The 23,467-nt window shown below is 69.7% G+C and carries 16 protein-coding genes and 1 tRNA gene; 12 read left to right on the forward strand and 5 right to left on the reverse strand.

All coding sequences use genetic code 11. The features are described from left to right. Positions 1-26 precede the first annotated feature (26 nt). Positions 27-1,322, forward strand: a complete 1,296-nt coding sequence (gene hmgA / locus AC1ROD_RS16255) for a homogentisate 1,2-dioxygenase (RefSeq protein WP_492949308.1) — start codon at positions 27-29, stop codon at positions 1,320-1,322. 356 nt (positions 1,323-1,678) lie between these two features. Here the strand turns inward: hmgA and msrA are convergent, their stop codons facing one another. Continuing rightward, positions 1,679-2,197 (reverse strand): peptide-methionine (S)-S-oxide reductase MsrA, encoded by a 519-nt coding sequence (gene msrA, locus AC1ROD_RS16260; protein ID WP_492949309.1) that lies wholly within the window; start codon positions 2,195-2,197, stop codon positions 1,679-1,681. 194 nt (positions 2,198-2,391) lie between these two features. On the opposite strand from msrA, the gene AC1ROD_RS16265 reads away from it, so the two are divergent. Then, positions 2,392-2,481: transfer RNA gene (locus tag AC1ROD_RS16265), tRNA-Ser, on the forward strand. Positions 2,482-2,549: 68 nt separating this feature from the next. Here AC1ROD_RS16265 and AC1ROD_RS16270 read toward each other — a convergent pair. The 3 genes from AC1ROD_RS16270 to acs form a co-directional block, all read right to left on the reverse strand. Beyond that, entirely contained in the window at positions 2,550-3,089 is a 540-nt protein-coding gene (locus AC1ROD_RS16270; protein WP_492949310.1) for a hemerythrin domain-containing protein, read from the reverse strand. Between the two features lie 1,206 nt (positions 3,090-4,295). Further along, positions 4,296-4,502 (reverse strand): hypothetical protein, encoded by a 207-nt coding sequence (locus tag AC1ROD_RS16275; protein ID WP_492949311.1) that lies wholly within the window; start codon positions 4,500-4,502, stop codon positions 4,296-4,298. A gap of 59 nt (positions 4,503-4,561) precedes the next feature. Further along, a complete protein-coding gene (gene acs, locus AC1ROD_RS16280) occupies positions 4,562-6,511 on the reverse strand; it encodes an acetate--CoA ligase (RefSeq protein WP_492949312.1) in 1,950 nt (649 codons plus the stop codon). A gap of 322 nt (positions 6,512-6,833) precedes the next feature. Between acs and AC1ROD_RS16285 the strand changes: the two genes are divergently transcribed. From AC1ROD_RS16285 to AC1ROD_RS16330, 10 genes are all read left to right on the forward strand, one after another. Then, positions 6,834-8,771 carry a serine/threonine-protein kinase gene (locus tag AC1ROD_RS16285; protein ID WP_492949313.1) on the forward strand — a complete coding sequence of 646 codons (1,938 nt, stop codon included), beginning with the start codon at positions 6,834-6,836 and terminating at the stop codon, positions 8,769-8,771. Beyond that, positions 8,756-10,093, forward strand: coding sequence for a tetratricopeptide repeat protein (locus tag AC1ROD_RS16290; RefSeq protein WP_492949314.1), 1,338 nt, complete (start codon positions 8,756-8,758; stop codon positions 10,091-10,093). Before AC1ROD_RS16285 ends, AC1ROD_RS16290 begins: the two co-directional genes overlap by 16 nt. A gap of 90 nt (positions 10,094-10,183) precedes the next feature. Next, complete coding sequence (locus AC1ROD_RS16295; protein ID WP_492949315.1) at positions 10,184-10,714, forward strand: hypothetical protein; 531 nt, start codon at positions 10,184-10,186, stop codon at positions 10,712-10,714. Further along, entirely contained in the window at positions 10,711-12,270 is a 1,560-nt protein-coding gene (locus AC1ROD_RS16300; RefSeq protein WP_492949316.1) for a hypothetical protein, read from the forward strand. The genes AC1ROD_RS16295 and AC1ROD_RS16300 overlap by 4 nt, the downstream gene beginning before the upstream one ends. After that, on the forward strand, positions 12,270-13,814 hold the full coding sequence (locus AC1ROD_RS16305) for a hypothetical protein (protein ID WP_492949317.1): 1,545 nt from the start codon (positions 12,270-12,272) through the stop codon (positions 13,812-13,814). Before AC1ROD_RS16300 ends, AC1ROD_RS16305 begins: the two co-directional genes overlap by 1 nt. Next, positions 13,811-14,455, forward strand: coding sequence for a hypothetical protein (locus AC1ROD_RS16310; RefSeq protein ID WP_492949318.1), 645 nt, complete (start codon positions 13,811-13,813; stop codon positions 14,453-14,455). Before AC1ROD_RS16305 ends, AC1ROD_RS16310 begins: the two co-directional genes overlap by 4 nt. Beyond that, the gene (locus tag AC1ROD_RS16315; RefSeq protein WP_492949319.1) at positions 14,452-17,184 is read left to right on the forward strand and encodes a hypothetical protein; all 2,733 of its coding nucleotides are present in this window, start codon (positions 14,452-14,454) and stop codon (positions 17,182-17,184) included. Before AC1ROD_RS16310 ends, AC1ROD_RS16315 begins: the two co-directional genes overlap by 4 nt. Beyond that, a complete protein-coding gene (locus AC1ROD_RS16320) occupies positions 17,184-19,910 on the forward strand; it encodes a hypothetical protein (protein ID WP_492949320.1) in 2,727 nt (908 codons plus the stop codon). Before AC1ROD_RS16315 ends, AC1ROD_RS16320 begins: the two co-directional genes overlap by 1 nt. After that, on the forward strand, positions 19,910-20,311 hold the full coding sequence (locus AC1ROD_RS16325; RefSeq protein WP_492949321.1) for a hypothetical protein: 402 nt from the start codon (positions 19,910-19,912) through the stop codon (positions 20,309-20,311). The genes AC1ROD_RS16320 and AC1ROD_RS16325 overlap by 1 nt, the downstream gene beginning before the upstream one ends. Before the next feature lie 95 nt (positions 20,312-20,406). Continuing rightward, positions 20,407-21,672: a D-amino acid dehydrogenase gene (locus tag AC1ROD_RS16330; RefSeq protein WP_492949322.1), complete on the forward strand. Its 1,266-nt coding sequence runs from the start codon at positions 20,407-20,409 to the stop codon at positions 21,670-21,672. Here AC1ROD_RS16330 and leuA read toward each other — a convergent pair. After that, positions 21,663-23,372 (reverse strand): 2-isopropylmalate synthase, encoded by a 1,710-nt coding sequence (gene leuA, locus AC1ROD_RS16335; protein WP_492949323.1) that lies wholly within the window; start codon positions 23,370-23,372, stop codon positions 21,663-21,665. The genes AC1ROD_RS16330 and leuA overlap by 10 nt on opposite strands. Between the last annotated feature and the right edge of the window lie 95 nt (positions 23,373-23,467).

Below are 23,467 nucleotides of genomic sequence, written 5' to 3' on the forward strand. Positions count from 1 at the left end.
AAAACAAGACTCGGAGGCGACCCCCAATGGCGAATGCGCGAGCCTATCTGCCCGGCTTCGGCAATCACGGCGTTAGCGAAGCCACGCCCGGCGCCTTGCCGGAGGGCCAGAACTCGCCCCAGCGCGCGCCGTTCGGCCTCTATGCCGAGCAGCTGTCCGGCACGGCCTTCACCGCCCCGCGACACGAGAACAGGCGCAGCTGGCTCTATCGCCTGCGTCCCACAGCCAACCATCCGCCATTCCAGCCCTGGGCCGGCGGCGCCCTGCTCAAGTCCGGCCCGTTCGAGCGGCCGCCGACGCCCAACCGCCTGCGTTGGGACCCGCTGCCCATGCCGAGCGCGCCGACGGACTTCGTCGAGGGTCTGGTCACCTATGGCGGCAACGGCGATGTGGGCCAGAACGCCGGCATCGGAGTGCATCTCTACGCCTGCAACCGCTCCATGGAAGGGCGGGTCTTCTTCGATGCCGACGGCGAACTGTTGATCGTGCCGCAGGAGGGCGGGCTCACCATCACCACCGAGTTCGGCATCATCGACCTGGAGCCGCAGCAGATCGCGGTCATCCCGCGCGGCGTGCGCATTCGCGTCGCCCTGACCGGGGCGCAGGCGAGGGGATACGTCTGCGAGAACTACGGCGCCCTGTTCCGCCTGCCGGACCTCGGCCCCATCGGCTCCAACGGCCTGGCCAATCCGCGCGACTTCGAGACGCCCGTCGCCGCCTATGAGGACGTCGAGGGCGGGGTCGAGCTGGTGCAGAAATTCCAGGGCGGGCTGTGGTCCACGACCCTGGATCATTCGCCGTTCGACGTGGTCGCCTGGCACGGCGATCTGGCGCCCTATCGCTACGACCTGCGGCGGTTCAACACGATCAACACGGTCAGCTACGACCATCCCGATCCGTCGATCTTCACGGTCCTGACCAGCCCGTCGGACACCCCGGGGACGGCCAACTGCGACTTCGTCATCTTCCCGCCGCGCTGGATGGTGGCCGAGGCGACGTTCCGGCCGCCGTGGTTCCACCGCAACGTTATGAGCGAGTTCATGGGCCTGATCCTCGGCACCTATGACGCCAAGGAGGGCGGCTTCGCGCCCGGCGGCGCCTCCCTGCACAACTGCATGAGCGGCCATGGGCCCGATCAGGCCAGCTACGCCAAGGCGGTCGAGGCCGACCTCAAGCCGATGAAGATCGAGAACACCATGGCCTTCATGTTCGAGAGCCGCTGGGTCATCCGCCCGACGGATCACGCCATGGAGGCCCCGACCATGCAGCTGGATTACGACGACGTCTGGTCGGATTTCGAGAAGGGCAAACCGACCGGGTGAGGCGGCAAACGGCCGACCCGGCGAGGTGACTGGTGGTGAATACGCCGGACCGGCCGCCGCAGGGCAGGGCACAAGGTCTTTGGAACATCGGGCCGCGCCCTGCGGATATCTTGCAGACCAATGTGACGGCTGTCACCTAACTTTGGTTACATTTACCAACAATTTCAAAGAGACACGGCCAGCGGGTAATCTTTCGTTGTTCCCGTTTCGGCTAGGGAAAACCCATTCGGACCCGCGGATCGGAGCGCGGGACCGGCCCCATTCGGATCGCGCGATGCGCGGCGAAGGCGTGGCGAAAAGGAAAAGGCCGGGGAGGGGGCTCCCCGGCCTTTTCTGTCTTCAGCGGTCGACGCGCCTCAGGAGGCGGCGGCCTCGGCCCGGACAGGAAGCGTCCAGTTCGGGCGGATGAAGTGGCAGGTATAGCCGTCGGGCAGTCGCTCCAGATAATCCTGGTGCTCGGGCTCGGCCTCCCAGAAGGGGCCGGCGGCGGTCACCTCGGTCACCACCTTGCCGGGCCAGAGACCCGAGGCGTCGACGTCGGCGATGGTGTCGAGCGCCACGGCCTTCTGCTCGTCCGAAGTGTAGAAGATGGCCGAGCGATAGCTGGTGCCCAGATCGTTGCCCTGACGGTTCAGGGTCGACGGGTCGTGGATCTGGAAGAAGAACTCCAGAAGCTTGCGATAGGTGATGACCTCGGGATCGAAGATGATCTCGATCGCCTCGGCGTGGGTCCCGTGGTTGCGATAGGTGGCGTTGGGCACATCGCCGCCGGAATATCCGACGCGGGTCTCCAGCACGCCCGGATAGCGGCGCAGCAGGTCCTGCACGCCCCAGAAGCAGCCTCCGGCCAGGATCGCGGTTTCGGTTTTGGCCATGTCTGTCGCTCCTCGAATAGGTGTGAACCCTAGATAGGACGCGCGCGCGTCCTGAAAAAGGGCGGGCGCCGTCGGAAATCCTCCGCCAACGGCCATCCGGCGCTTGCCGATGCGCGCGGGCTGTTCTATCAGCCTCGCCTCCCGCCGGAGAGACCATCCGGCGCTGCGAAGACCCTCGGGCGAATCGTGGAAACGGACAGGTGGCGGAGTGGTCGATCGCGCACGCTTGGAAAGCGTGTGTAGGTGAAAGCCTACCGAGGGTTCGAATCCCTCTCTGTCCGCCACGGCCCCCGCCCACAGCCAGCCGCCGAACCCGCATCCCTGACGACACGGTCCGACGGCGAGCACGCGATCAGGCGTTGGCTTCGTTTCCGACGTAGCGCTCGTATTCTTCGTTGAAGCGCATGGCGGTCTTGGCGGGGTTCTTGCCCTTTTCCTTGAGTTCGAGGAACCAGGTGCCTTCTTCCTCGAACATGTGGTGGCGGACGGCGCCCTCGATGTGTTCGAGCTTGTCCATCCAGTCCTGGCTCATCGGCGGCAGGGCCTCGAGTGCGGCCATCTGCAACTTCACCGCAACCTGTTCGCCATAGGCCAGGTCGGCGTGACCGGCTTCGCCCGCATCGGCGAGGGCGGGGTAGAGGACGGTCTCCTCGGCGCCGGCGTGACCGACCAGGATGACGCCCAGATGCTTCTGTGCGGCCATGCGCGAGGCTTCGTCCGGCGCGGCTTTCGCGGCGGCGAACGCGGCGAGCAGCAGCTTGTGGTGGCCCAGCGCCTCGGTGAGGAAGTCGCCGGGCTCGGCGGCGGCCCAGGCCTTGGCGTTGGCTTCGGCGCGGGCCTGTTCGGATTCAGGCGGGGTGACGGCGGCGACGATCTTGTCGAGAACGGACATGGGGGAAACTTTCGGTGCGGAATGCGCCCCCTGAACCGCCCCGGCGCCGCGTTGTTCCGCCGCAGGTGAGTATCCGCGAAGATGGGAACCGTTATCATTCAATGTGTTAGCTGTGCCGTACGGTTTGGGCGGCGGACGCCGTGCGTTAGGGTCGGGAAGGCACCGTGTCCCGAAAAATCGAAAAGGGAGACACTGGACCCTCGGGCGGATTCCGGCGGGACCGGCGGGCGCGCGCCGGCATGGGCTGTCGCGCCTGGAATCGGGTCGGTCGCGCAGTCGAATGACGATGTGAAAGACCGTGAGGGCGGCCGCGAACAGTCCGCGCGCCTCACTGTCTACAAGGGGGCGATGAGCGCCGGTTCAAGGCCTGTGCGGCGGAGAAATGCAGCGGCCGGAAGGGGCGGGTGTCTCCGCCGAGGGTCGCGAAGGGGCGAGAGGATTGGGGTCGGGAGTGTCGTAATTTTTGGCCAGATTTTGCTGACGAAGCGGCACTATCGCGCGCCTTTGAACGATCTAACGCACTTAGCCGCTAAGGATATTCGTTGCTCGCTTACATCCACCGTAGCCTCTGACCACCGCTATGGCGAGGCAAGCGGCATCCGTCAGGCTCTCGTTGAAGAGGGTGGGGCGGGCCATGAGGCCTCCAAGCCTTTGGAACACTGCGCCATGTCCCCAGCGGGACTTGGGTTGTCCACGGAAGCAGGGACGTCCAAGCGTGGCAAACCGACGATATCGGTTCAGCCTTGGTTGTCGGCGATTCGTCCGATGCAACCTTGGAGGCCCGAGTGGCCAGCTTCATTGTGACCTATGATCTACACAACGTCAGGAACTATACGACCCTTCTGGCTACGCTTCGCCGGATGGGCGCGGTTTCGCCAGCAGAGTCCGTTTGGCTCCTCGATTACGCTGGAACAGCACCATCCCTGCTTCAGGCGCTCAGAAGCACCGCAGACGAGGACGACGGCCTATTCATCGTCAACTTGGGGCAGCCAACCGATTGGGCTGCTCGAAAGTCGAACGACGCAACGATCAACTGGATGATTGCCAGATACGCAGGCTCTCGCGTCTGAGACCAATCCAGCCATCCAGCAGGTCAGAACATGGTCGGAGCCGGAAACGAAAACGGCCCCTCCGCGAGGGAGGGGCCGATCTGGGGCGCGTCTTGCGCTATGGGCTTTCGCGCATGTTACCGTTCCGGCATCAAGATCAGTCGATGGTGTTCCATCGATCGACGGACGTGATGCGGATGAAGTCTTTCACGCCTTCGTTGTCGATGGCGGCTGCGGCGAAGGCATGCGCCAAGTCATTTCGGGCCAACTCCAGTGGGATCGTGCCCGCCTTGTAGGCTTCGAGCACATTGTCCAAGTAGGCGTCGAGGGCCGCGTGATCCTGCTTCGAAAGTTCAATGGCCATTGTTCACTCCAGTCCGTAAACGATAGCGCACGCATCCAAAGCGAAGATCAAGTCCCGCCTCACCCCACCCGGTTCTTCACCAGATCCTCCACCACACCCGGATCCGCCAGCGTCGACGTGTCCCCCAGCGAGCCCAGGTCGTTCTCGGCGATCTTGCGCAGGATGCGCCGCATGATCTTGCCGGAGCGGGTCTTGGGCAGGCCGGGGGCGAATTGGATGGCGTCGGGGGCGGCGATGGGGCCGATTTCGTGGCGGACCTGGGCGATGAGGGCCTTGCGCAGGTCGTCGGAGGGGGTGACGCCGGCGTTCAGGGTGACGAAGGCGTAGATGCCCTGGCCCTTGATGTCGTGGGGGAAGCCGACCACGGCGGCCTCGGCGACGTCGTCGTGCAGGACCAGGGCGCTCTCGACCTCGGCGGTGCCCATCCGGTGGCCCGAGACGTTGATGACGTCGTCGACCCGGCCGGTGATCCAGTAATAGCCGTCGTCGTCGCGGCGGCAGCCGTCGCCGGTGAAATACTTGCCCGGATAGGCGGAGAAATAGGTGTCGAAGAAGCGCTGGTCGTCGCCCCAGACGCCGCGCATCTGGCCGGGCCAGCTGTCGGTGATGACCAGATTGCCGCTGTTCGGGCCGTCCAGCACCTTGCCGTCCGCATCGACCAGCTCCAGCTCCACGCCCGGCAGGGGTTTGGTCGCCGAGCCGGGCTTGAGGTCGGTAGCGCCGGGCAGGGGGGAGACGAGGATGCCGCCCGTCTCGGTCTGCCACCAGGTGTCGACGATCGGCAGACGGCCCTCGCCGACGACCTCATGATACCAGCGCCAGGCCTCCGGGTTGATCGGCTCGCCGACCGAGCCCAGCAGGCGCAGGGACTTGCGGCTGGAGCGTTTCACCGGTTCGTCGCCGTCGCGCATCAGGGCGCGGAGGGCCGTGGGGGCGGTGTAGAAGATCTCGACCTGATGCTTGTCCACGACCTGCCAGAAGCGGCCGTTGTCGGGATAGCTGGGCACGCCCTCGAACATCAGGGTCGTGGCGGCGTTGGCGAGGGCGCCATAGACGACGTAGCTGTGGCCCGTGACCCAGCCCACATCGGCGGTGCACCAGAAGACCTCGCCGGGGCGATAGTCGAAGACCAGTTCGTGGGTGTAGCTGGCCCAGAACAGATAGCCGCCGGTGGTGTGCATCACCCCCTTGGGCTTACCGGTCGAGCCCGAGGTGTAGAGGATGAACAGCGGATCCTCGGCGGCCATCGGCTCGCAGGGGCAGTCGTCGGCGACGGTCTTCACCGCCTCCTCGAATCGCACGTCGCGGCCCTCGACGATTGGCACATCGGCGCCGGTGTGGGCGATGACCAGCACCTTGTTCACCGCGACCTTGGTCAGGGCCTCGTCGACATTGGCCTTGAGCGCGATCCGCTTGCCGGCGCGCAGGCCCTCGTCGGCGGTGATGACCACGGTCGAGCCGCAGTCCTCGATGCGGCCGGCGATGCTGTCGGGGCTGAAGCCGCCGAAGACGACGGAGTGGATGGCCCCGATGCGCGCGCAGGCCAGCATGGCCACGGCGGCGGCGGGGATCATTGGCAGATAGATGGTGACGCGGTCGCCCTTCTGGACGCCCAGGTCCTTGAGCACATTGGCCATGCGGCAGACCTGACGGTGCAGCTCCGCATAGGTGATGGCGCCGGAGACCGACGGATCGTCGCCCTCGAAAATGATGGCGGTCTGATCGGCGCGCTCGGCCAGGTGCCGGTCGACGCAGTTGTACGCCACGTTCAGGACGCCGTCGGCGAACCAGTGGATGTGGAAGTCGTCCTTCCTGAACGACACGTCCTTGATCTTCGTCGGCGCCTTGACCCAGTCCAGACGCTTCGCCGCCTCGGCCCAGAAGGCGTCCGGCGTGTCATGCGCCGCCTTGCGAGCCGCCTCATAGCCCGCCCGATCCATATGCGCCTTCGCCGCCCATTCGGCGGGGACGGGATAGACTTCGGAATCGTGGGTCGGGGGAGTGGTCATGCGCGTCGCCTCGGGTCGTGGTTTCTGCGTGGACCGTGGGAGCGGTCCCGGACGGTTCATTCCGCCGCCCGCACCGAACATCAAGCCCAGCCCCGGGTCCAGCCCCGCACCGGGCGGCAGGGACGATTTGCATCCCGGACGGTGTCGCGAATCTGACCCGGTTCGGGGGAGTTTGTTTTCAACCGGCCTTTCGGGTTTGTGCGGACTTGTTCGCGGGGCGTGAGTGACCCTAGAGTGTGTTCAGGCATGGGGGCGCCAGTAAACACGGACAGGGCGGGGCGACGGTTCGTCCCGCGGTCAGCCTGTTCGCGGCGGAGCTGTAATGACGTCGGATCGACGCCAGACCGTGCTGAAGATGGTTTCAGCGAACCGCTCCCCCTCCGTCGGAGACGTCTGGACGCACGAGACGCCCGAGGAGCGGGTGCGCCTGTACTGGCCCGCCGGGATTCTGGTGCGCAGCGAAGTCGGCGAGCCAGTCGTGGCCCATTCGGAGTGGGCCGGGGCCTATGAGGCGGGGCGGCGCGCCTTCCTGGCCCAGGCGACGGCTCTGGCCGGCCTGTCCCATCCGAACGTCGGGACGATCCGGACCATCTCCGACCTCGACGACCTGGCGGTGGTGCGGACCGAGCCCATGGGCGTCAGCCTGGCGGCAAGGCTGAGCGGGGGCGCGGTGGTGCGTCCCGAGGCCGTGCTGGCGCTGGCCGCCGATCTGGCCGCCGGGCTGGAGGCCATCCACGGGCGGAGGCAACTGCATCTGAACCTCGCGCCCGAGAGCATCGGGGTCGGGACCGGTCTGGCGGTGCTGCACGACCCCTCCGTGGACCGGCGGTCCTTCATTCCGCTTGTGCGGCGGCTCGACGGCCTGTTCCGGCCCGGCCTGTCGCCGTTCGAGGCCCAGGATGCGACCGCGAGCGCGCCCCTTGTCCCCGCGACCGATCTCTATGGCCTGAGCGCTGTCCTCTATCGCGTGATCACGGGGCGGGACGCGCCCGACTGGTTCGGCTGGACCGACGAGACCCGGCTGTCGGCCCGTGCGGAGGCGGCGGAGTATCCCGTGGCCTTCATCGCCGCGGTGGAGACGGGGTTGTCGCGAAACGCCGCGGACCGGTTCGCCACGGTCGCCGACTGGCGCGCCGTCGCCGGACTGCCGGAGCCTCCGCCGGTGGAGGGCCGCGTCTGGTTCGATGCGGTGGAGGATCTGAACGTCCCGCCGACTCCGCCCGATGATCTGGCTCTCGCCCCGCCTTCGGTGGCGCCCGATCCGACTGTCCCGCCGGTGGTCGAGGATCTGGGCGCGCTGAGGCCCACGCCGACGCCGGAGATGTTGTCCTACAAGACCGGGTCGATCCCGACGGCGACCAAGCCCGGGCAGAAGGTCGGACGGGGCAGGGCGATCGGCGTCGGGGTGATGGCCGCCGCGGCCGGTCTGGTCGCCGTCGTGGCCTTCGCGGGCGGGCGGTTCGGCGGCGCCCCGCGCGATACGGCCCCGGCCGAGGCCGAGGCGGCCTCGACGCGGCCCGAGCCTCCGAAGGCGCCCGACGGCTGTTCGTGGACCTATGGCGAGGATGAAAGCGACCTGAGCCTGCGCTGCGGCTCAGGCGAGGGTCAGACGGTCGATCGCGGGACCCTCCGACCCACCGACGTCGCCGACGCCACGGCGGGCAAGTCCGCCGCCATGGCCCGGCTCGGCGCCTTCTATCTACGGGACACGCCCGGGCGGGACGAGCAGGCGGGGCTGGAATGGCTACGCCGCGCGGCCTCGGCGGGCGAGACCTCGGCCATCCTCGACCTCGGCGACTTCTATGAAGCGTCCGCAGGCGAAGGCGATGGGAGCCCCGCCGTCCTGCGCCAGAGCCTGGACTGGTATCGGAAGGTCAACGCGCCGGCGGCGGAGGGCGCTTCGGCCCGCATCCCGTCCCCCGATCAGATCCGCCTCGCCGACGAGGGCGCGCTGCGGATCGAGGCGCGGCTGGTTCAGGCGCGTGACGGCGCCTTCGCCGGCTGCTGGCGCTCGGGCGAGGTCACGGCCCGGCTGACCATCAAGGACGACCGCTTTTCCTTTGCCGTGGGGGACGGGGAGCCCGCCGTGGGCCAGATCGCCGAGCCGCGCGAGGACGACCGGCTGTCGGTCATCCTCGACGGGCCAAAGCTGATGACCGGCCAGCGCTACCTCCTGACCCGCGACGGCGCCGAGATGGTCGAGCGGCGTCTGGACGTGGCCAATTCGACGGAAAGGTGGACCGCATGTTCCGCCGACTGATCCCCGTACTGGCGCTGCTGGCCGCGGTTCCGGGCGTTTCGAGCGCCCAGATGGCCGGTGGGCTGCGGCTGGAGAGCGTGGAGACCTGCGCCCAGCTGTCGACCTTCACGGCCCGCAATCCCGGCTTCGACAGCGCCATGATCGCGGCCAAACGCGAGGCCCTGGGCGGCTGCGCGCCTCCGCCGCCCCGGATCACGGTCGCGCCCAGACCCGCGCCCGCGCCGAGGGCGGCGCCTGCGAGAGCCGCCCCGGCGCCCCGCGTCCGGCCGCGCACGCCGACCCCGCCGATCCCGCGCACCGTCCCGGCGCCGACGCCCGCGCCCGCGCCCGCTCCGGTTCCGGTGCGTCCGCCGCCCGCGCCCTCGACCATCACGCCCCGGCTGAACGCGCCGACCTCGACGCCCCGGCTGAACACCACGGTCAGTCCGACCGTCGGGCTGAACCTCGCCCCCGTGGACGCCTCGGAGAGCCTGTCCGCCGCGATCCAGGCCCGGGTTCAGGCCCCGATCGCCGACCCGATCACGGCTCCGCCGCCGGATCCGGAGCCGGTCTCGCTCCCCGCCGCGCCGCCTTCCGCCCCCGCCGGCTGCCGCTGGGCCTCGGTCCCCGATGCGGTTCTGGAGTGCGGTGAGGGCGCAGGCTGGCGGGTCGTGGAAGGCGCCAACATCACGCCCGACACCGTAGACGCGGCCGCGCGCGGCGACGCCCTGGCCATGGCCAATCTCGGCTACTTCTACGAAGTCCAGCCCGCGCCGGTCGGCAGCCGGGCCGAGGCCATCCGCTGGTATCGCGGCGCGGCCGACAAGGGCGTGGCGGCGGCCCAGTACAATCTGGCGCTCCTCTATGACGCGGGCGTCCCGGGGTCGGTCGAGCCCGATCCGGTCCAGGCCTATCCCCTGTTCCGCGCCGCCGCCGAGGCCGGGATCGTGCCCGCCATGGGGCGTCTGGGCGAATATCTCTATCAGGGCTGGGGCGGCGCGCCGCGCGACGACCGCGAGGCCCGGGTCTGGCTGGAGCGCGCCGGCGCCGGCGGCGACCCCCGGGTCCAATACTATCTCGCCCTGTTCCATCTGGACGGTCTGGCGGGCTTCAAACCCGATCCGACGGCCGCGGCGGCCCTTATGCTGATAGCGGCGCAGGCCGGAGATGCGCGGGCGATGTTCGGGACCGGACAGAACTATGAGCGCGGGCTGGGCGTGGCCCGGGATCTGGGCGAGGCGACGCGGTGGTACTCTCGAGCGGCCGAGGCCGGCGACCCCGACGCCCGCGTCCGTCTGGACCAGCTGTCGACCCCCGTTATTCGCCCGATTGCGGGATGGTGAACGAGTGACGGAAACTGGCCTTGTTTCTGTCTTCTCGTTCACGTGTGTTCGGGCCGGAATCGTATAGGCATGGAGGATCGGGAGCAGCGAATGGCGACGGCCCAGGATGACGGCCTCGATCAGGTCCGGCGCGATCTGATCGATCTGGTTTTGCGTGAGGCGGGCGGGCGCGTGGCGGCCGATCCGAAGTCTCCGGTCGCCCAGCTTCTGGCCGGGATCGTCCGGCGCGAGATGGCCGGCGCGGTCGAGGAGCTGCGTCACGGCGGCGCCGTCATCGACAGCGAAGCCCTGGCGGAGGCCATCGCCCGGCGCATCGGGACCGATCCGCGCGGCGCAGCGGATTTCCGTTCCGGTTCCGCACCCTCCGCCCCGAACCGTACACGGGACATCATCCTGATCGGCGTCGCGGCCCTGCTGGCCGTGGCCATCTTCCTCGGCGGCTTTGCCCTCGGCGGAGGGCTTGAGAAGCTGCAGCCGGCGCCGGCGGCTCCGACCACCGTGCTGACCGATCCGAACGCCCTGCCGCCCGCGACCACCGACGGCCTGACGCCCTCGACGGCCCCGGCGTCCGGCGCGGCGCCCACCGGCATGGCGACCCAGCTGCAGGAGCGGCCCCGGTGAGCCAGACCTCGCTGGCGACGGCGGTGCTCGGCCCGGTCGAGAACGGCCGGGGCTACACCATCCTGGCCCAGTCATCGGACCGTCCCGAGGTCGTGGCGACAGAGGGCATGCTGCGCCACTTCAGCCTGGCCCTTGCGGGCTGGGCCGACCGCCAGCCCTCCGACTGCGTCGTCATGTTCCCGCTGGACGCTGCCCATGAGATGTTCGCAGTCGCTCGCGTCGCCTTCCTCGGCGACGCCGATCTGGGCACGGTGGCCATGGCCCATGTGGTGATCGTCCCGGCGGCGGCCATGCGGGCCCTGGACTGGCGGGCGCACCGGTTGCTGGCGCAGATTCCGGCGCCGACGGCCGAGGATGACCTGACCTTCGCCGATGCGCCGCTGAGGTTTGATCTCGACGCCCTGTCCCGCGCCGACGCCGGTCCGCGTCTGGCCCCCTTCGGCCTTGAGTGGGTCGATCAGGACATCGCGGTCGGCGCCGCCAGCCCCGAGGCCGTCCTGATCGGCGCGGTCGAGGGCATGGACCCGCCCGAGCAGCGCGCGCGGATCACCGGCTGGGCCACCTCCGGCGCCTTCACCCGCTCGGGCGCCTTCGACCCCGATGACGCCTTCCGCCTGATCGTGCGTGGGGCAGGAGAGGGAGAGGCGCCCGCGAAATCGCCTCGTCAGGCGGGGCGCCTGACCCAGGGCCAGATCGCGTCGATGACGCCCGCTGCGACGCCTGCCGCCCCGCCGCCCGCCTGGCGGGTCTGGACCGAGGTCGACGCCGTCGCCCGCGCCACCGGCGCCGGCCGGGGTCTGGACTGGTCGCCGCGCTACGCCGACCACGCACCCGAGGCCGCGGCCGCCATCGCCATTCTGGAAGCCTGTCTCGATCTCGATCCGGTGGGGCGCGCGGCCCTGCTGGCCGCCGTCGCCGATCAGTCCGACCGGACCGCCGACGGGCCCGACCTGCTCAAGGGCTGCGCCATCGCCCTCGGCCGCCTGATGGAGCAGCCCGGCGAGGCCGAGGGCGCGGCCTGGTATCTGAACGACTATGTCGAGGCCAACGCCGACCGGCCCGCCGCCGTCGCCCCGGTCGCGGCCCTGGCCCTGCGCGAGGGCGTCCTGCCGTGGATGTCGGCCCAGTCGCTGGATCTGCTGGCCTTCGCGGGTCTCGCCGACCGGCTGGCGGCTGAGGCGGCCTATCCGCTGGACAGCCTGCCCGCCGCGACGCGCCTACGCCTGCTCAAGGCCTCCATCCAGCCGGCCGGCGCTGCGGAGCGACGCCGTCTGACGGTGCGGCTGATCGGCCTTTGCCTGCCCGAACCGGGCGCCGGAAAGGCCTGCGCCCAGGCGGTCGCGAGCCTGCTGGCTCTCCCGGCGAGCGCCGAGGATGCGGCCCTCGCGACCCCGGCCGTCTATGATCTGCTCAAGGCCGGCGGCCCCGCCGTGCGCTCGGCCTATGCCGGTCGGGTGCTCTCGCCGATCCTCAGGAATGACATCCGGATGCCGGAACAAGCCTATGTTACGGCGCTGAAAACGGCGCTGCACGCGGTGAACGGAGGCGGGCGCTGATGGCCGACAAGACCTGTCCGATTCACTTCATCTCCTACCCCGAGCAGCTCGACGAATGTCCCTATTGCGTCGAGGTCCGGCGCGAGGAGGCGGCCAAGCCCCGTCCGCCCGAAGCCCCGACCTCCGGCGAGGACCAGACCGCGCTTCTGGCCGGCATCGACGCCCTGGCCGAGGCCGCGCCGGTCGTCCCCACCTTCGCCGTACCCGCGGCCGAAACGGTCGTCGTCCCGACCTTCGACAGCGCGCCCGCCACCGTTCCCGACGGCGAGGTCGTGGTGCTGGAAGCCGTTCTCGTCGAGACGGTCGCCGACCCCGTCGCCGACGCCGCCGACCCGGCCAAGGCCGCCGTACGCCCCGCGCCGCGCCGTCCCGCGCGCGGTCTGGCGGGCGTGCCCGAACACGATCAACCCGTCTCCGAGACCCTGCTCAACAGCTGGAAGACCGCCGACCAGAACGTCGTGGTGCTGCTGGGCTTCGCCTCGGCGGGCAAGTCCTGGTTCCTGACCCGGCTGAAGCACAAGCTGTTCCATGACCCGTGGTTCCCGCTGCGCTCCGAGCCCGCCTTCGCCGATCAGGGGGCGCGGGTCAGTCGCTCGAACAACATATCCTCGCACAGCTTCCTGCCGGTCGGCGGGGCCGAGGGGGCGCACGCCGACGACCTGTTCCACATCATCGACATGCCCGGCGAGCGGTTCGAGGGGGTGGCGGGCATCGACCTGTTCGGCCGCCGCGAGGAGCTGCTGGCGCTGCAGGTGTGCAAGTCGGTGATTATCGTCCTGCCCGCCGACGAGGTGCTGCTGGCCGAGCGCGCCGCCGAACGCTACGCCCTGTGGGACGACGAGACCGTGCCCGGGCGCAGCCGAGTGCCCCGCGCCCAGCAGACGCTGGAGGCCCAGGCCCGCGAACTGGCCAAGTCCAATCCGCAGCTGGAGCGGTTCATCAAGACCCTGGGCCGGCTGCAGGACCTTCTGTCCCTGCTGGAGACCGGCATCGACGTCGACGAGGTTATCGCCATGGGTCGCGACGGGGTCATCGCCCATGCCGCCACCGCCAAACGCCCGTCCAAGCCGGTCTTCATCGGCCTGGCCAAGGCCGACGTCATCAAGGACTATATCCGCGAGATCCAGGACGCCTATGCCGACGGGGTGCCGGACAAGCCGGTCAATCTGCTGCATCTGCTGTTCAAGGACGCCGAGGAAGACCTGCTGGCGCTGGAGAAGTTCGACGACGATCCCCTGACCACGGTGCGCCGGTTCCGGCGCGGACTGGTCCAGTGCATGGAGGGCTTCCGCTGGTGCAAGCTCGACTTCGTCACCGCCTTCGCCGAGTCCGAGGACCCCGCGCGGCGCAAGCGCGATCCGCTGCGCGTCGACTACAGCCGGCGCAGCTGGGGCGTGGTTCCGGTGATTCGCTGGATCCAGTGGGCGGGGCGGGGGCAGCAGCTGTCCAGCCAGGCCGACTGGGCTTTCATCTCCGCCGCCCGCGCCATCCGCCGCTTCCGTGATGACGGTCGACTGACCCCGGTGAAGAGACGCAGCCTGTGACCGACGCCGCTCCCGCATTGACCCTGACCCAACGCCTGCGCCGCTGGCGCATGGACGGCATCGACATCGTCTTCGGGGAGGCGGACCAGCGGCCGGTGCAGGTGCTGGCCGCGGCCTTCGTGGTGATCTGGCTGATCGTCGCGATCTGGCTGACCGGCTTCCCCTCGCCCTGGGGCGGGGAGCGCGGCGCCATGGTCATTCCGGCGGGCGCCGAGAGCGACGAGGGCCTGGGCGCCGCCGCTGGCAACTCCGCCTTCCAGTGGGCCGAATTCCTGCGCGGCGACGGCGAGGCGCCCGAGGGCCTGCCGCCGTTCCCGGCCGGTCCGGGGCAGGAGCGGGACTGGCTGGACCGCCACGTCTGCGGCCCCTTCTCCAAGGCCCAGTCGAACCCCGTCAGTCGCGCCGCCGTCGCCTATCGCATCAGTGAATCCAATGGCCTGTGCCGGGGTTTTGACAAGACGCTTGATCAGGCGCGGCTGGCGCGGAGCTTCGGCGCGGGCGCCGGGGCGGTGCTCGGCGGCTTCATCCTGATCCTGCTGGCGGGCGGAATGGCGGTCGGGGTCTATGCCTTCGCCCGGGTCCGCGACGCCTATCGCCGCCTCTATGTCTCGCATCACCGGCCGGATCCGGAGAGCCGATGACCGGCTGGCTGGGGGTCGTCGTTTCCGCCCTGTTCCTGGCGGCCGTCTGGGCGATCTGGCGGGCGTCGGACCGGTCGCGGCCGATGACGCCTTGGCCGGTGGCGCTCGGCGTCGCGATTGCCCCGGCCATCGTCTGGGTCAGCCTCATCGACGGTTCGCTGAACGGCCGGTTCGGGGACATGCATCTGTCGCTCAGCCGGCTGACGGTCGATGTGACGCGCGGTTCGCTGAGCATCGGCGGCGGGCCCGACGACGACCTCTTCATCCGCGGCGCCTCGCCCTCGGTCGTGACCATCCCGCGTCAGGCGCCGGGCAAGGGCGCGGTCCTGATGGAGGTCCCCGAGGCGCCCACGCCGAATCCCTCCGGCGAGACCCTGTCGGTCGCGGCGGTGCGGCACGGCGCAAGCTATGAGGTCATCGGCGCCCAGGACTTCGGCCCCGGGATGGCGATCTGCCTCAAGGGCTGCGAGGCCGCCGGCGCCGTCTGGTATCGCTTCGAACGCGGACCCTTCCATTTCGAACAGGACGGTAAGGCCGGACCGGCCCTGCCGCAGCGCCGCGCCTTCGGCCTCGCCCCCACAGTGTCGTGGAAGCCGTCGCAGGCCATCCATCCGCTGAACCGCGTCCTGCCCGGCGCGCCCGCGACCCACGGCTTCGTCTACCAGACCGGCAAGCTGTTCGGCGGCTGGAAGATTGTTCTGCTCGATCCGAAGGCGCGGCTCGGCAAGGTCGAGGGCGGGCAGGTGGTTCCGCTTCCCGCGCCGAAGCCTGAGCCCATCCCCGTCGATCAGGCCCGCGCCCTGTCGATCTGGGATATCCGCACCTACAACGCCGTCGATCCGGGCGATCCTTTGGGGCGGTTGCAGGAACGGCGCGAGGTCGCCCTGGGGCAGTCCGGCACGGTGCTGACGGCCGCCCTGTCGACCCCGGCGGTGGAGCGGGTGGGGCGCTGTCCGAGGAACGGCTCGCCCTCGCCGGTGGCCCCCGACTTCCCCGTGCTGGGCGGCGACCTGTCCAACGCCCTGACCCAGGATCTTCCCTATCCCGAGCCCGCCCATTGCGCCGAACTGGTGTCCGGCACCTTCCGCCTGACCGACCCGGTGGCGGTGGGCAAGGCGGCGGAGCTGCGGCTGGACCGGCTGGGCGGGCCGTGGATCCTCGGCTGGCTGAGCCTTGCCTGGGCCGTGGTGGTCCTGGCCGTCTGGGGCGAGGACTGGCGCGGTGAAGCCGGCGGCAAGCGGCGTCTGCAATGGATGCTGTTCGTCGCGCTTCAGGCCTTGTTGGCCATGCGGATGCTGACCGCCTTCGCCGGCCTCGTCGCCGATCCGGAGCTGGCGGGCGGGATCTCGGTCGTGGGGGAGGCGGGCCTCGCCTATGTCGCCATGGCTGGCGTCTTCCTGCTCATGAGCCCGCCGAGCCAGAGGCGGGCGATGCGGCTGGCCCTGATCTTCGGCTTCATGTTGGCCGTCAGCCTGGCGCTGCACCTCTGGATGGGCGGGCCGTTCTGGACCCCGACCCCGGGCGGGCTGTCGCTGCTGGCCACGGCCGCCGTTCTGGCCCTCAGCGGCCTTCAGGCCTGGGGCGCAACGGAGCGGGGCGCCGACCTCGTCCAGAACCTGCAATCCCGCGCTCAAGGCCTTGTTACTGAACACCTCAGGAACCGCATCGCCGACTGGAAGATCGTCCTGCCGGCGACCGGCATCGTGCGCGGTCTGCTGGGTCTGATGTCGATCAAGGAGCGGTTGCCGGTGCTCGGTTTCGCCGTCAGCGCCCTCTATACGCCCGCCCTGATCCTCGGCTTCTCGGGCCTGATGGCCGAGGGCGCGAAGGCGACGGGCCGGCGCGCGATCCAGCTCGGGATCGCCTTCTGTCTGTCGCTGGCGGTGCTGTTCGTGCTGCTGCCGGTCGGGGTCAAGGACAACGGCTACGCCCTCGTCGGCATCCCGGTCATGGTCATGGCGGCCTGGGGCGTGTGGGAGCGACGGCGTCGGGCGACCGACGGCGAGGCCCGACTCGCGGCCGCCGCCTGGGCCGCGCCCCTGTGCGGCGCCGTCCTGATGGTATTCGCGGCGCTCGTCGTCTTCCAGGCGCCCGCCGCCGCCTCGCCCGACGACCTCGCCCGCGCCGCCGTCTCCGCGTCCGACCAGCCCGCCCTCGACATCCTGTCGCGCGCCGGCGCCTACAGCCAGAACCAGCTACGCCTCTGGGCCTTCGGCTCGCCCGATCAGGTCGAACGCTACGGCTCGTGGGAGGCCGAGAACCTGCGCGTCTGGTCCCAGCACCTGTCCGACTACACCGCCACCCTGTTCGGCCGGGGCTGGCTGGCGCCGGTCAATCTCAGCGTGCTCAAGCCGGTCCAGCTGAACGACAATGTCTCGACCATCCACATCATGGCCCCCTACGGCCGGTTCGGGGCGGCGGCCCTGCTGCTCTGCCTCGGCGTGCTGGCGGCGGCGGCGGCGCGCGCGACCCGGCCTGAAGTCGCCGGCGACCCGGGCCAGGGGCGGATCCTCGGCCTGATGGCGCTGTGGATCCTGTTCGGCGTCGGCGCCTATGTGGTTCTGGCCAATCTGCAGCTCGCGCCCTTCACGGGCCGCAACGTCTATCTGCTGGCCGCCGCCTCCGACAGCGACCTGCTGGAGGGGATGACCCTGTTCCTGATGGCCTGGTTCGGCCAGACGGCTGCGACCCGCCACCCTGAAGACAATTCGACGCCGGGGGCCGTCTGATGGCCCGTGGAAAGTCCCTGATCGCCGCCGGCAAGAAGAAGGCCGCCGAGGCCGCCGCCCAAGCCGCAGCAAAGGCTGCAGCGTCCCCGCCGCCGGAACAAGGCTCCGCGCCGGAGGCCCCGCGCGGCCCGTCGATCCCGCGCGTTTCTCTGCCGTCGCCGCGCCTCGCGCCCGGCTGGTTCGTCGGCTTCGTCTTCGTCCTGCTGATCGTCGGCGCGCCGTGGATCCGGGAGCTGATGGGCCATCCGCGCTCGGACATCCACGCCGTGCGTCAGGCCGACGCCTACAACGCCCTGATCAACGATCTGGTGCTCAAGCGCGGCTGGCTGGAGATCAAACAGAGAGCCGACGGCGAAGTCCGTATCCAGCCCTCGGCCCTTGCGCCCAGCGACGCCGAAGGCTGGAAGGCCTTCGTGCGTAGCTCCTATCTGCGCGTCGACATGACCGAGCCGGGCCGCTGGCTGTTCGACGACGACCTCGGGCGCGGCGCCCGGCTGACCGAGATCGACCCGACGGCCCATCAGGTGCTCGGCCCCTATGCCGGGACCCTGCAATGGCGTGGCGACATCCAGTTCCGCACCGGCTCCTCGGGCGGGGCCTCGCTGCGGCGCGTGGGCGAGACCCGGGCCTTTCTGTTCCGCCCGGCGCGCGGCGCCTCCGAGGGCGGGCTGACCACCGCGACCCTGAACCTGTTCAAGCCGGAGGAGGGGGAGGGGCAGTCGCTCTGGCCGCGCCGCTACCGCTTCGTCGACGAGAAGGAGGTCGCCGACGTCATCGCCTTGGACAACCAGAACGCCCTCGTCCGCGTCATCGGCGGTTCGCCAGTCGTCGTTACCGTGGCGGGCGTCGAGGCCTCGGCCGGGCCGGGAGAGGTCCAGTATCTGCGTCTGCCCGCCGACCGCGATCTGGTCTTCACCCGGGCCGAGCGGGCCGAGCGGTTCGTCTATGAGGTCGCGGCGCCGACCGTGTCCCGCTTCGAGGCCGTCAGCGGCCAGAGGCTGCGCGCGCCCGGCCTCGAAAGCTTCGCCCGCGCGCTGGAGCCCGCCGTCACCCGCCGCGACGACCGGCCCATCGTCGTCACCCTTGATCAACGGCTCCAGTCCGAGGCCGAAAGCCAGCTGCACGCCATCGTCGATCAACTGCCCGCCGCGCCCGCCTTCCGCTCGGCGGTGACCATGATGGACGGGATGACCGGCGAGGTCCTGGCCATCGCCAGCCTGCCGGTCGCGACGGCCGACCAGCAGGACGATGCGCGCGGCCGCCACCGTTTCACGACCTCGAACCACAATTTCGATCTGATGCCCGTGGGGTCGGTGGCCAAGGCGCCGCTGTCCATGGCCATCCTCCAGACCTTCCCGGCTCTGGCCACGCTGGAGGTCCGGCCCGGCGCGCCCGGCTTCCGCGAGTTGCTGGGCGTCGATCTGGGCACCCGCCGCGCCGACGGCATGGCCTTCTCCGACACCGTCTCCGGCCCGGCGTGGATGAACTTCACCCGCTTCCTCGAGGCCTCCAGCAACAAATATGCGGCGGCCCTGATGCTGCTGTCGCTGAGCGACGACCCGACGAAGCCGGACCAGAGCCTGCCGCCCGCGCCGACCGACTGCTACCGCCTCGGCGGTACGCAGTTCTGCCAGCCGCCGGTCATCCCGATCCTGTCGGGCCAGCCGCGCGGGGAGTTCGGCATCGTCCCCGACATGGCCCAGCAGCGCGCCGTGCCCTGGGCGCTGGAGCTGACCCGGCTATTCGGCGTCCAGGCGGAATTCGACCGCGAGACCCCGCGCCGCGACACCTCCGTCTGGCAGGCGAAGGCCGGCGGGGTGAATCTCGACAGCCCGGCGCTGCAGGCGCTCGGCCTCGAGAGGGAATCGCTCGGCCTCAACGTCATCCATGACCTCAAGGGCGACTATCTGATGAGTGCGCTGGGCGGCGGGCGCTCGCGCTGGTCGACGCTCAGGCTGGCCGAGGTCTTCTCGCGCATGGTGCTGCGACGTCAGGTCGAGGCGCGGTTCCTGATCGACGCCGAACGCCCGTCGCTGCAGCCGCTGATGATCCGTGACGAGGCCTGGAAGCCGATGATGACCGGCCTGCGCGCCGTCGTCGGCCCGGGCGGCACCGGCCATGAGATCACGCTGCCGACCGCGCCCGAGGGGCAGGAATACCGGATCTTCGCCAAGACCGGCACGCCCAACGTCGACCGGCAGCAGGCCCTCAACCCCGTCGATCTGACCATGATGGCGCTGGCCGCCTACGACTGCGGCCTCAAGTGGGACACGCGCCAGCGCCAGCTGACCCTGGCCGACCAGTCGGGCACGACCTCCGGGCTCCGCCGCGCCCATGAGCGGGTCAAGCCGATCTGCCGCACGGTCATCGACGCCGTGGGTGTTGCGGCCCTGACCCAGGCCTTCCAGCGCATCGACCGCATGGGGGCGGGCGGCTCGGCGCCCTCGGCGTTGCAGGTCGACCGTGACACCGGCCGTGTGCTGGGCGTCTCGCCCGACGCGGGCTTCGATGCCGAGAAGGGCCACGCCATCGCCCTGGTCATCGCCCGCTATGAGGTCGGGGTCCCCGACGACCGGCCCCTGCGCGCCCTGACCGTGGCCATCAACGTCCAGCAACGCAGCGACGCCATCCACAACCCGGCCACCAAGGTCGCGGCCCTGCTGGTTCAGGATCGCGCCGTGCTCGACTGGCTGGCGCAGGACTCTCCGAACCGGGTGATCGGCTGATGGCGCGCAAGTCCGTCATCGCTTCCGCCCGTCCGAAGACCGGCTCGACGCTGTGGCGCGTCCCGGCGGTGATCGCCGTCCTCGCCCTGCTGTTGATCGGCATGGGCCGGTGCGCGGGCCGGACGGTCGATCTGCAGGACCGCAAACAGGGGGCGGCCGTCACCGTCGATGCGACCGGCATCCAGACCTGGGCCCAATTCTTCGCCTGCTATCCGCTGCCCGACGCCTATGTGAAGGTCGCGGTCATGCGGCAGTACGCCTCGGGCGAGGACGCCGGCCGCCCGCCCAGCCGCGTCCGCATCCCGCTGGAGGCCGACGGCAAGGCGATTTCAGCCTCGGAGGCCGGCTGGCTGACGGCCTTGAGGACCGAGACCGTCGTCTGTCCGGTGACGCCGAAATAGGGGGGCTCGCCAAGGCGGCGTCGCTTCTCCAGACTGCACCCGATTCCGCGACCCCGCGTTAAGAAGGGTCGAATGTTCCCTCTGGAGGGTCTGTCTTGAAGTGTATCGTGCTCGGAGCCGGCGTCATCGGGGTGACGACGGCCTGGTATCTCGCCAAGCAGGGCCATGAGGTCACGGTCATCGAGCGCCAGCCGGGACCGGCTCTGGAGACCAGTTTCGCCAACGCCGGACAGGTCTCGCCGGGCTATTCCTCGCCCTGGGCCGCGCCCTCGATTCCGAGGAAGGCGCCGCGCTGGCTGATGATGAAGCACGCGCCCCTGATCCTGCGCCCCGCCGTAAACTGGGACATGATCACCTGGGGCGTGGCCATGCTGCGCAACTGCACCTCGACCCGCTACGCCCTGAACAAGGAGCGGATGGTCCGTCTGGCCGAATACAGCCGCGACCAGCTCGACGCCCTGCGCGGCGAGACCGGCATCACCTACGACGGCCGCCAGCAAGGCACGCTGCAGCTGTTCCGCACCGACAGACAGCTCCACGACGTCGGCAAGGACGTGAAGGTGCTCAACGCCGAGGGGGTGCCGTGCGAGGTGCTCGATCCCAAGGGCTGTATCGCCGCCGAGCCGGGTCTGGCCCGCTCCGATGTGCCCTTCGTCGGCGGCCTGCGCCTGCCGCATGACGAGACCGGCGACTGCAACCTGTTCACGGTCCGCCTGGCCGAGATGGCCGCCGAGGCCGGTGTCGTGTTCCGCTTCAACGAGACGATCCAGAAGGTGCACGTGGACGCGGGCCGCATCGCCTCGGTCACGACCGACAAAACCAGCGAGGGGGGCGAACTCGCCGCCGACATCTACGTTCTGGCGCTCGGCAGCTATTCGACGGCGATCGCCCGGTCGATCGACCTGCGCCTGCCGGTCTATCCGGTGAAGGGCTACTCCATCACCATGCCGATCGTGGACGAGGCCGGGGCCCCGGTCTCGACCGTGATGGACGAGAGCTACAAGGTCGCCATCACCCGCCTCGGCGACCGCATCCGGGTCGGGGGCATGGCCGAGCTGTCGGGCTTCAGCCACGACCTGCCGCCGCCGCGCGAGCGCACGCTGAAGCATTCGGTGTCCAGCCTGTTCCCCGGTGCGGGCGACCTCGACGCCGCCCGCTTCTGGACCGGCCTGCGTCCGATGACGCCGGACGGCACCCCGGTGGTCGGCCCGACGCGCATCGCCAACCTGCACATCAACACCGGCCACGGCACCCTGGGCTGGACCATGGCCTGCGGTTCGGCGCGGGTGCTGGCGGACCAGATCAGCGGCAAGAAACCCGAGATCGAGACCGCCGACCTGGCGCTTTCCCGCTACGCCTGAACGGGCTCGGGGGTTCGGGTGCGCGCCTGGGCCGCCGCCCGGGCCGATGTTGCGGCCGAGAGCAGGGCCTTGACCGAGGCCGTGGCCACGTCGGCGTCGATGCCCACGCCGAACCAGGTCGCCCCGTCCGCGCCCTTGCACTCGACATAGGCCGCCGCCTGCACGTCCGACCCGTGGCCGATGGCGTGCTCCTGATAATCGGCGATCTCCAGATCGATGCCGACGCCTTCGCGCAGGCCGTCCAGCACGCTGGACATCAGGCCGTTGCCGCGCCCGCTGACGGTGTGCTCCTGACCGTCCAGGCTGATGCGGCCGACGAAGTGACGCGAGCCGCCGGTCACGGCGCCCTCCTGATAGTCGATCAGGCGCAGCGGCTGGGGGCTGTTCAGATGATAGGCGGTCTGGAAGGCGCTCCAGATGTCGGCGGCGTTCAGCTCTCGGCTGGTCTGGTCGGCCATCTCCTGCACGTGACGGCTGAAGTCGGCCTGCAAGCGTTTGGGCAGTTTCAGCCCCTTGTCCTGCTCTAGGATCCAGGCGACCCCGCCCTTGCCCGACTGGGAGTTGACCCGGATCACGGCCTCATAGGAACAGCCGATATCGGCCGGATCGATGGGCAGATAGGGGACGTCCCACATCTGGTCGTTACGCGTCTGCTGGGCGGCGAAGCCCTTCTTGATCGCGTCCTGGTGGCTGCCCGAGAAGGCGGTGAAGACCAGTTCGCCGGCATAGGGGTGGCGGGGATGGACCGGGATCTGGTTGCAGTATTCGACCGTCTGGACGACCTCGTTGATGTCCGAGAAGTCCAGCTCGGGATCGACCCCTTGCGTGTACATGTTCAGCGCCAGGGTCACGAGATCGACGTTGCCGGTGCGCTCGCCGTTGCCGAACAGGCAGCCCTCGACCCGGTCGGCGCCGGCCATGATCGACAGCTCCGCCGCCGCCACGCCCGTGCCCCGGTCGTTGTGCGGATGGACCGAGATGATCACGCTGTCGCGGCGCGAGATGTTGCGGCCGAACCATTCGATCTGGTCGGCATAGACGTTGGGGCTGGCCGCCTCGACCGTCGCCGGCAGGTTCAGGATCAGCGGCCGATCCGGCGTCGGCTGCAGGATGTCCATCACCGCCTCGCAGCACTCGACCGAGAAATCCAGCTCGGCGGTGGAGAAGGTCTCGGGGCTGTATTCAAAGCGCCAGTCGGTGTTCGGACGCCGTGCGGCCTGATCGCGCAGCAGCTTGGCCGCGGTCTCGGCGATGCCCTTGATCTCGGGCCGCTCCAGACCGAAGACGATGCGCCGCCAGGCGGGCGAGACGGCGTTATAGACGTGGACCACGGCCTGTCTGGCCCCGTCCAGACTGTCGAAGGTCTTCGCGATCAGGTCGGCGCGCGCCTGGGTCAGGACCTGGGGCATGACGTCGTCGGGAATGGCCCCGCGATCGACCAGCGACCGGATGAAGTCGAACTCGGTGGCGCCCGCGGAGGGGAAGCCGACCTCGATCTCCTTGATGCCGATCTTGACCAGCAGGTCGAAGAAGCGCTGCTTCTTCTCGGCGTTCATCGGGTCGATCAGGGCCTGGTTGCCGTCGCGCATGTCGGTCGACAGCCAGCGCGGGGCCCTGGTGATCGTCTTCGAGGGCCAGGTGCGGTCAGGAATATCGACCTGGGGGAAGGGGCGGTATTTTACGGACGGATCGCGCAGCATCGGGGCGCGTCTCCTCATATTGGAAGTGGTCTGGACAGGTTACGGCGCGGGTAGAGCCGCCGGGCGCAGATCAGGCGCGGCGGCTGCCGATAAGT

The organism is Brevundimonas sp. GW821-FHT12E07 (assembly GCF_058807035.1).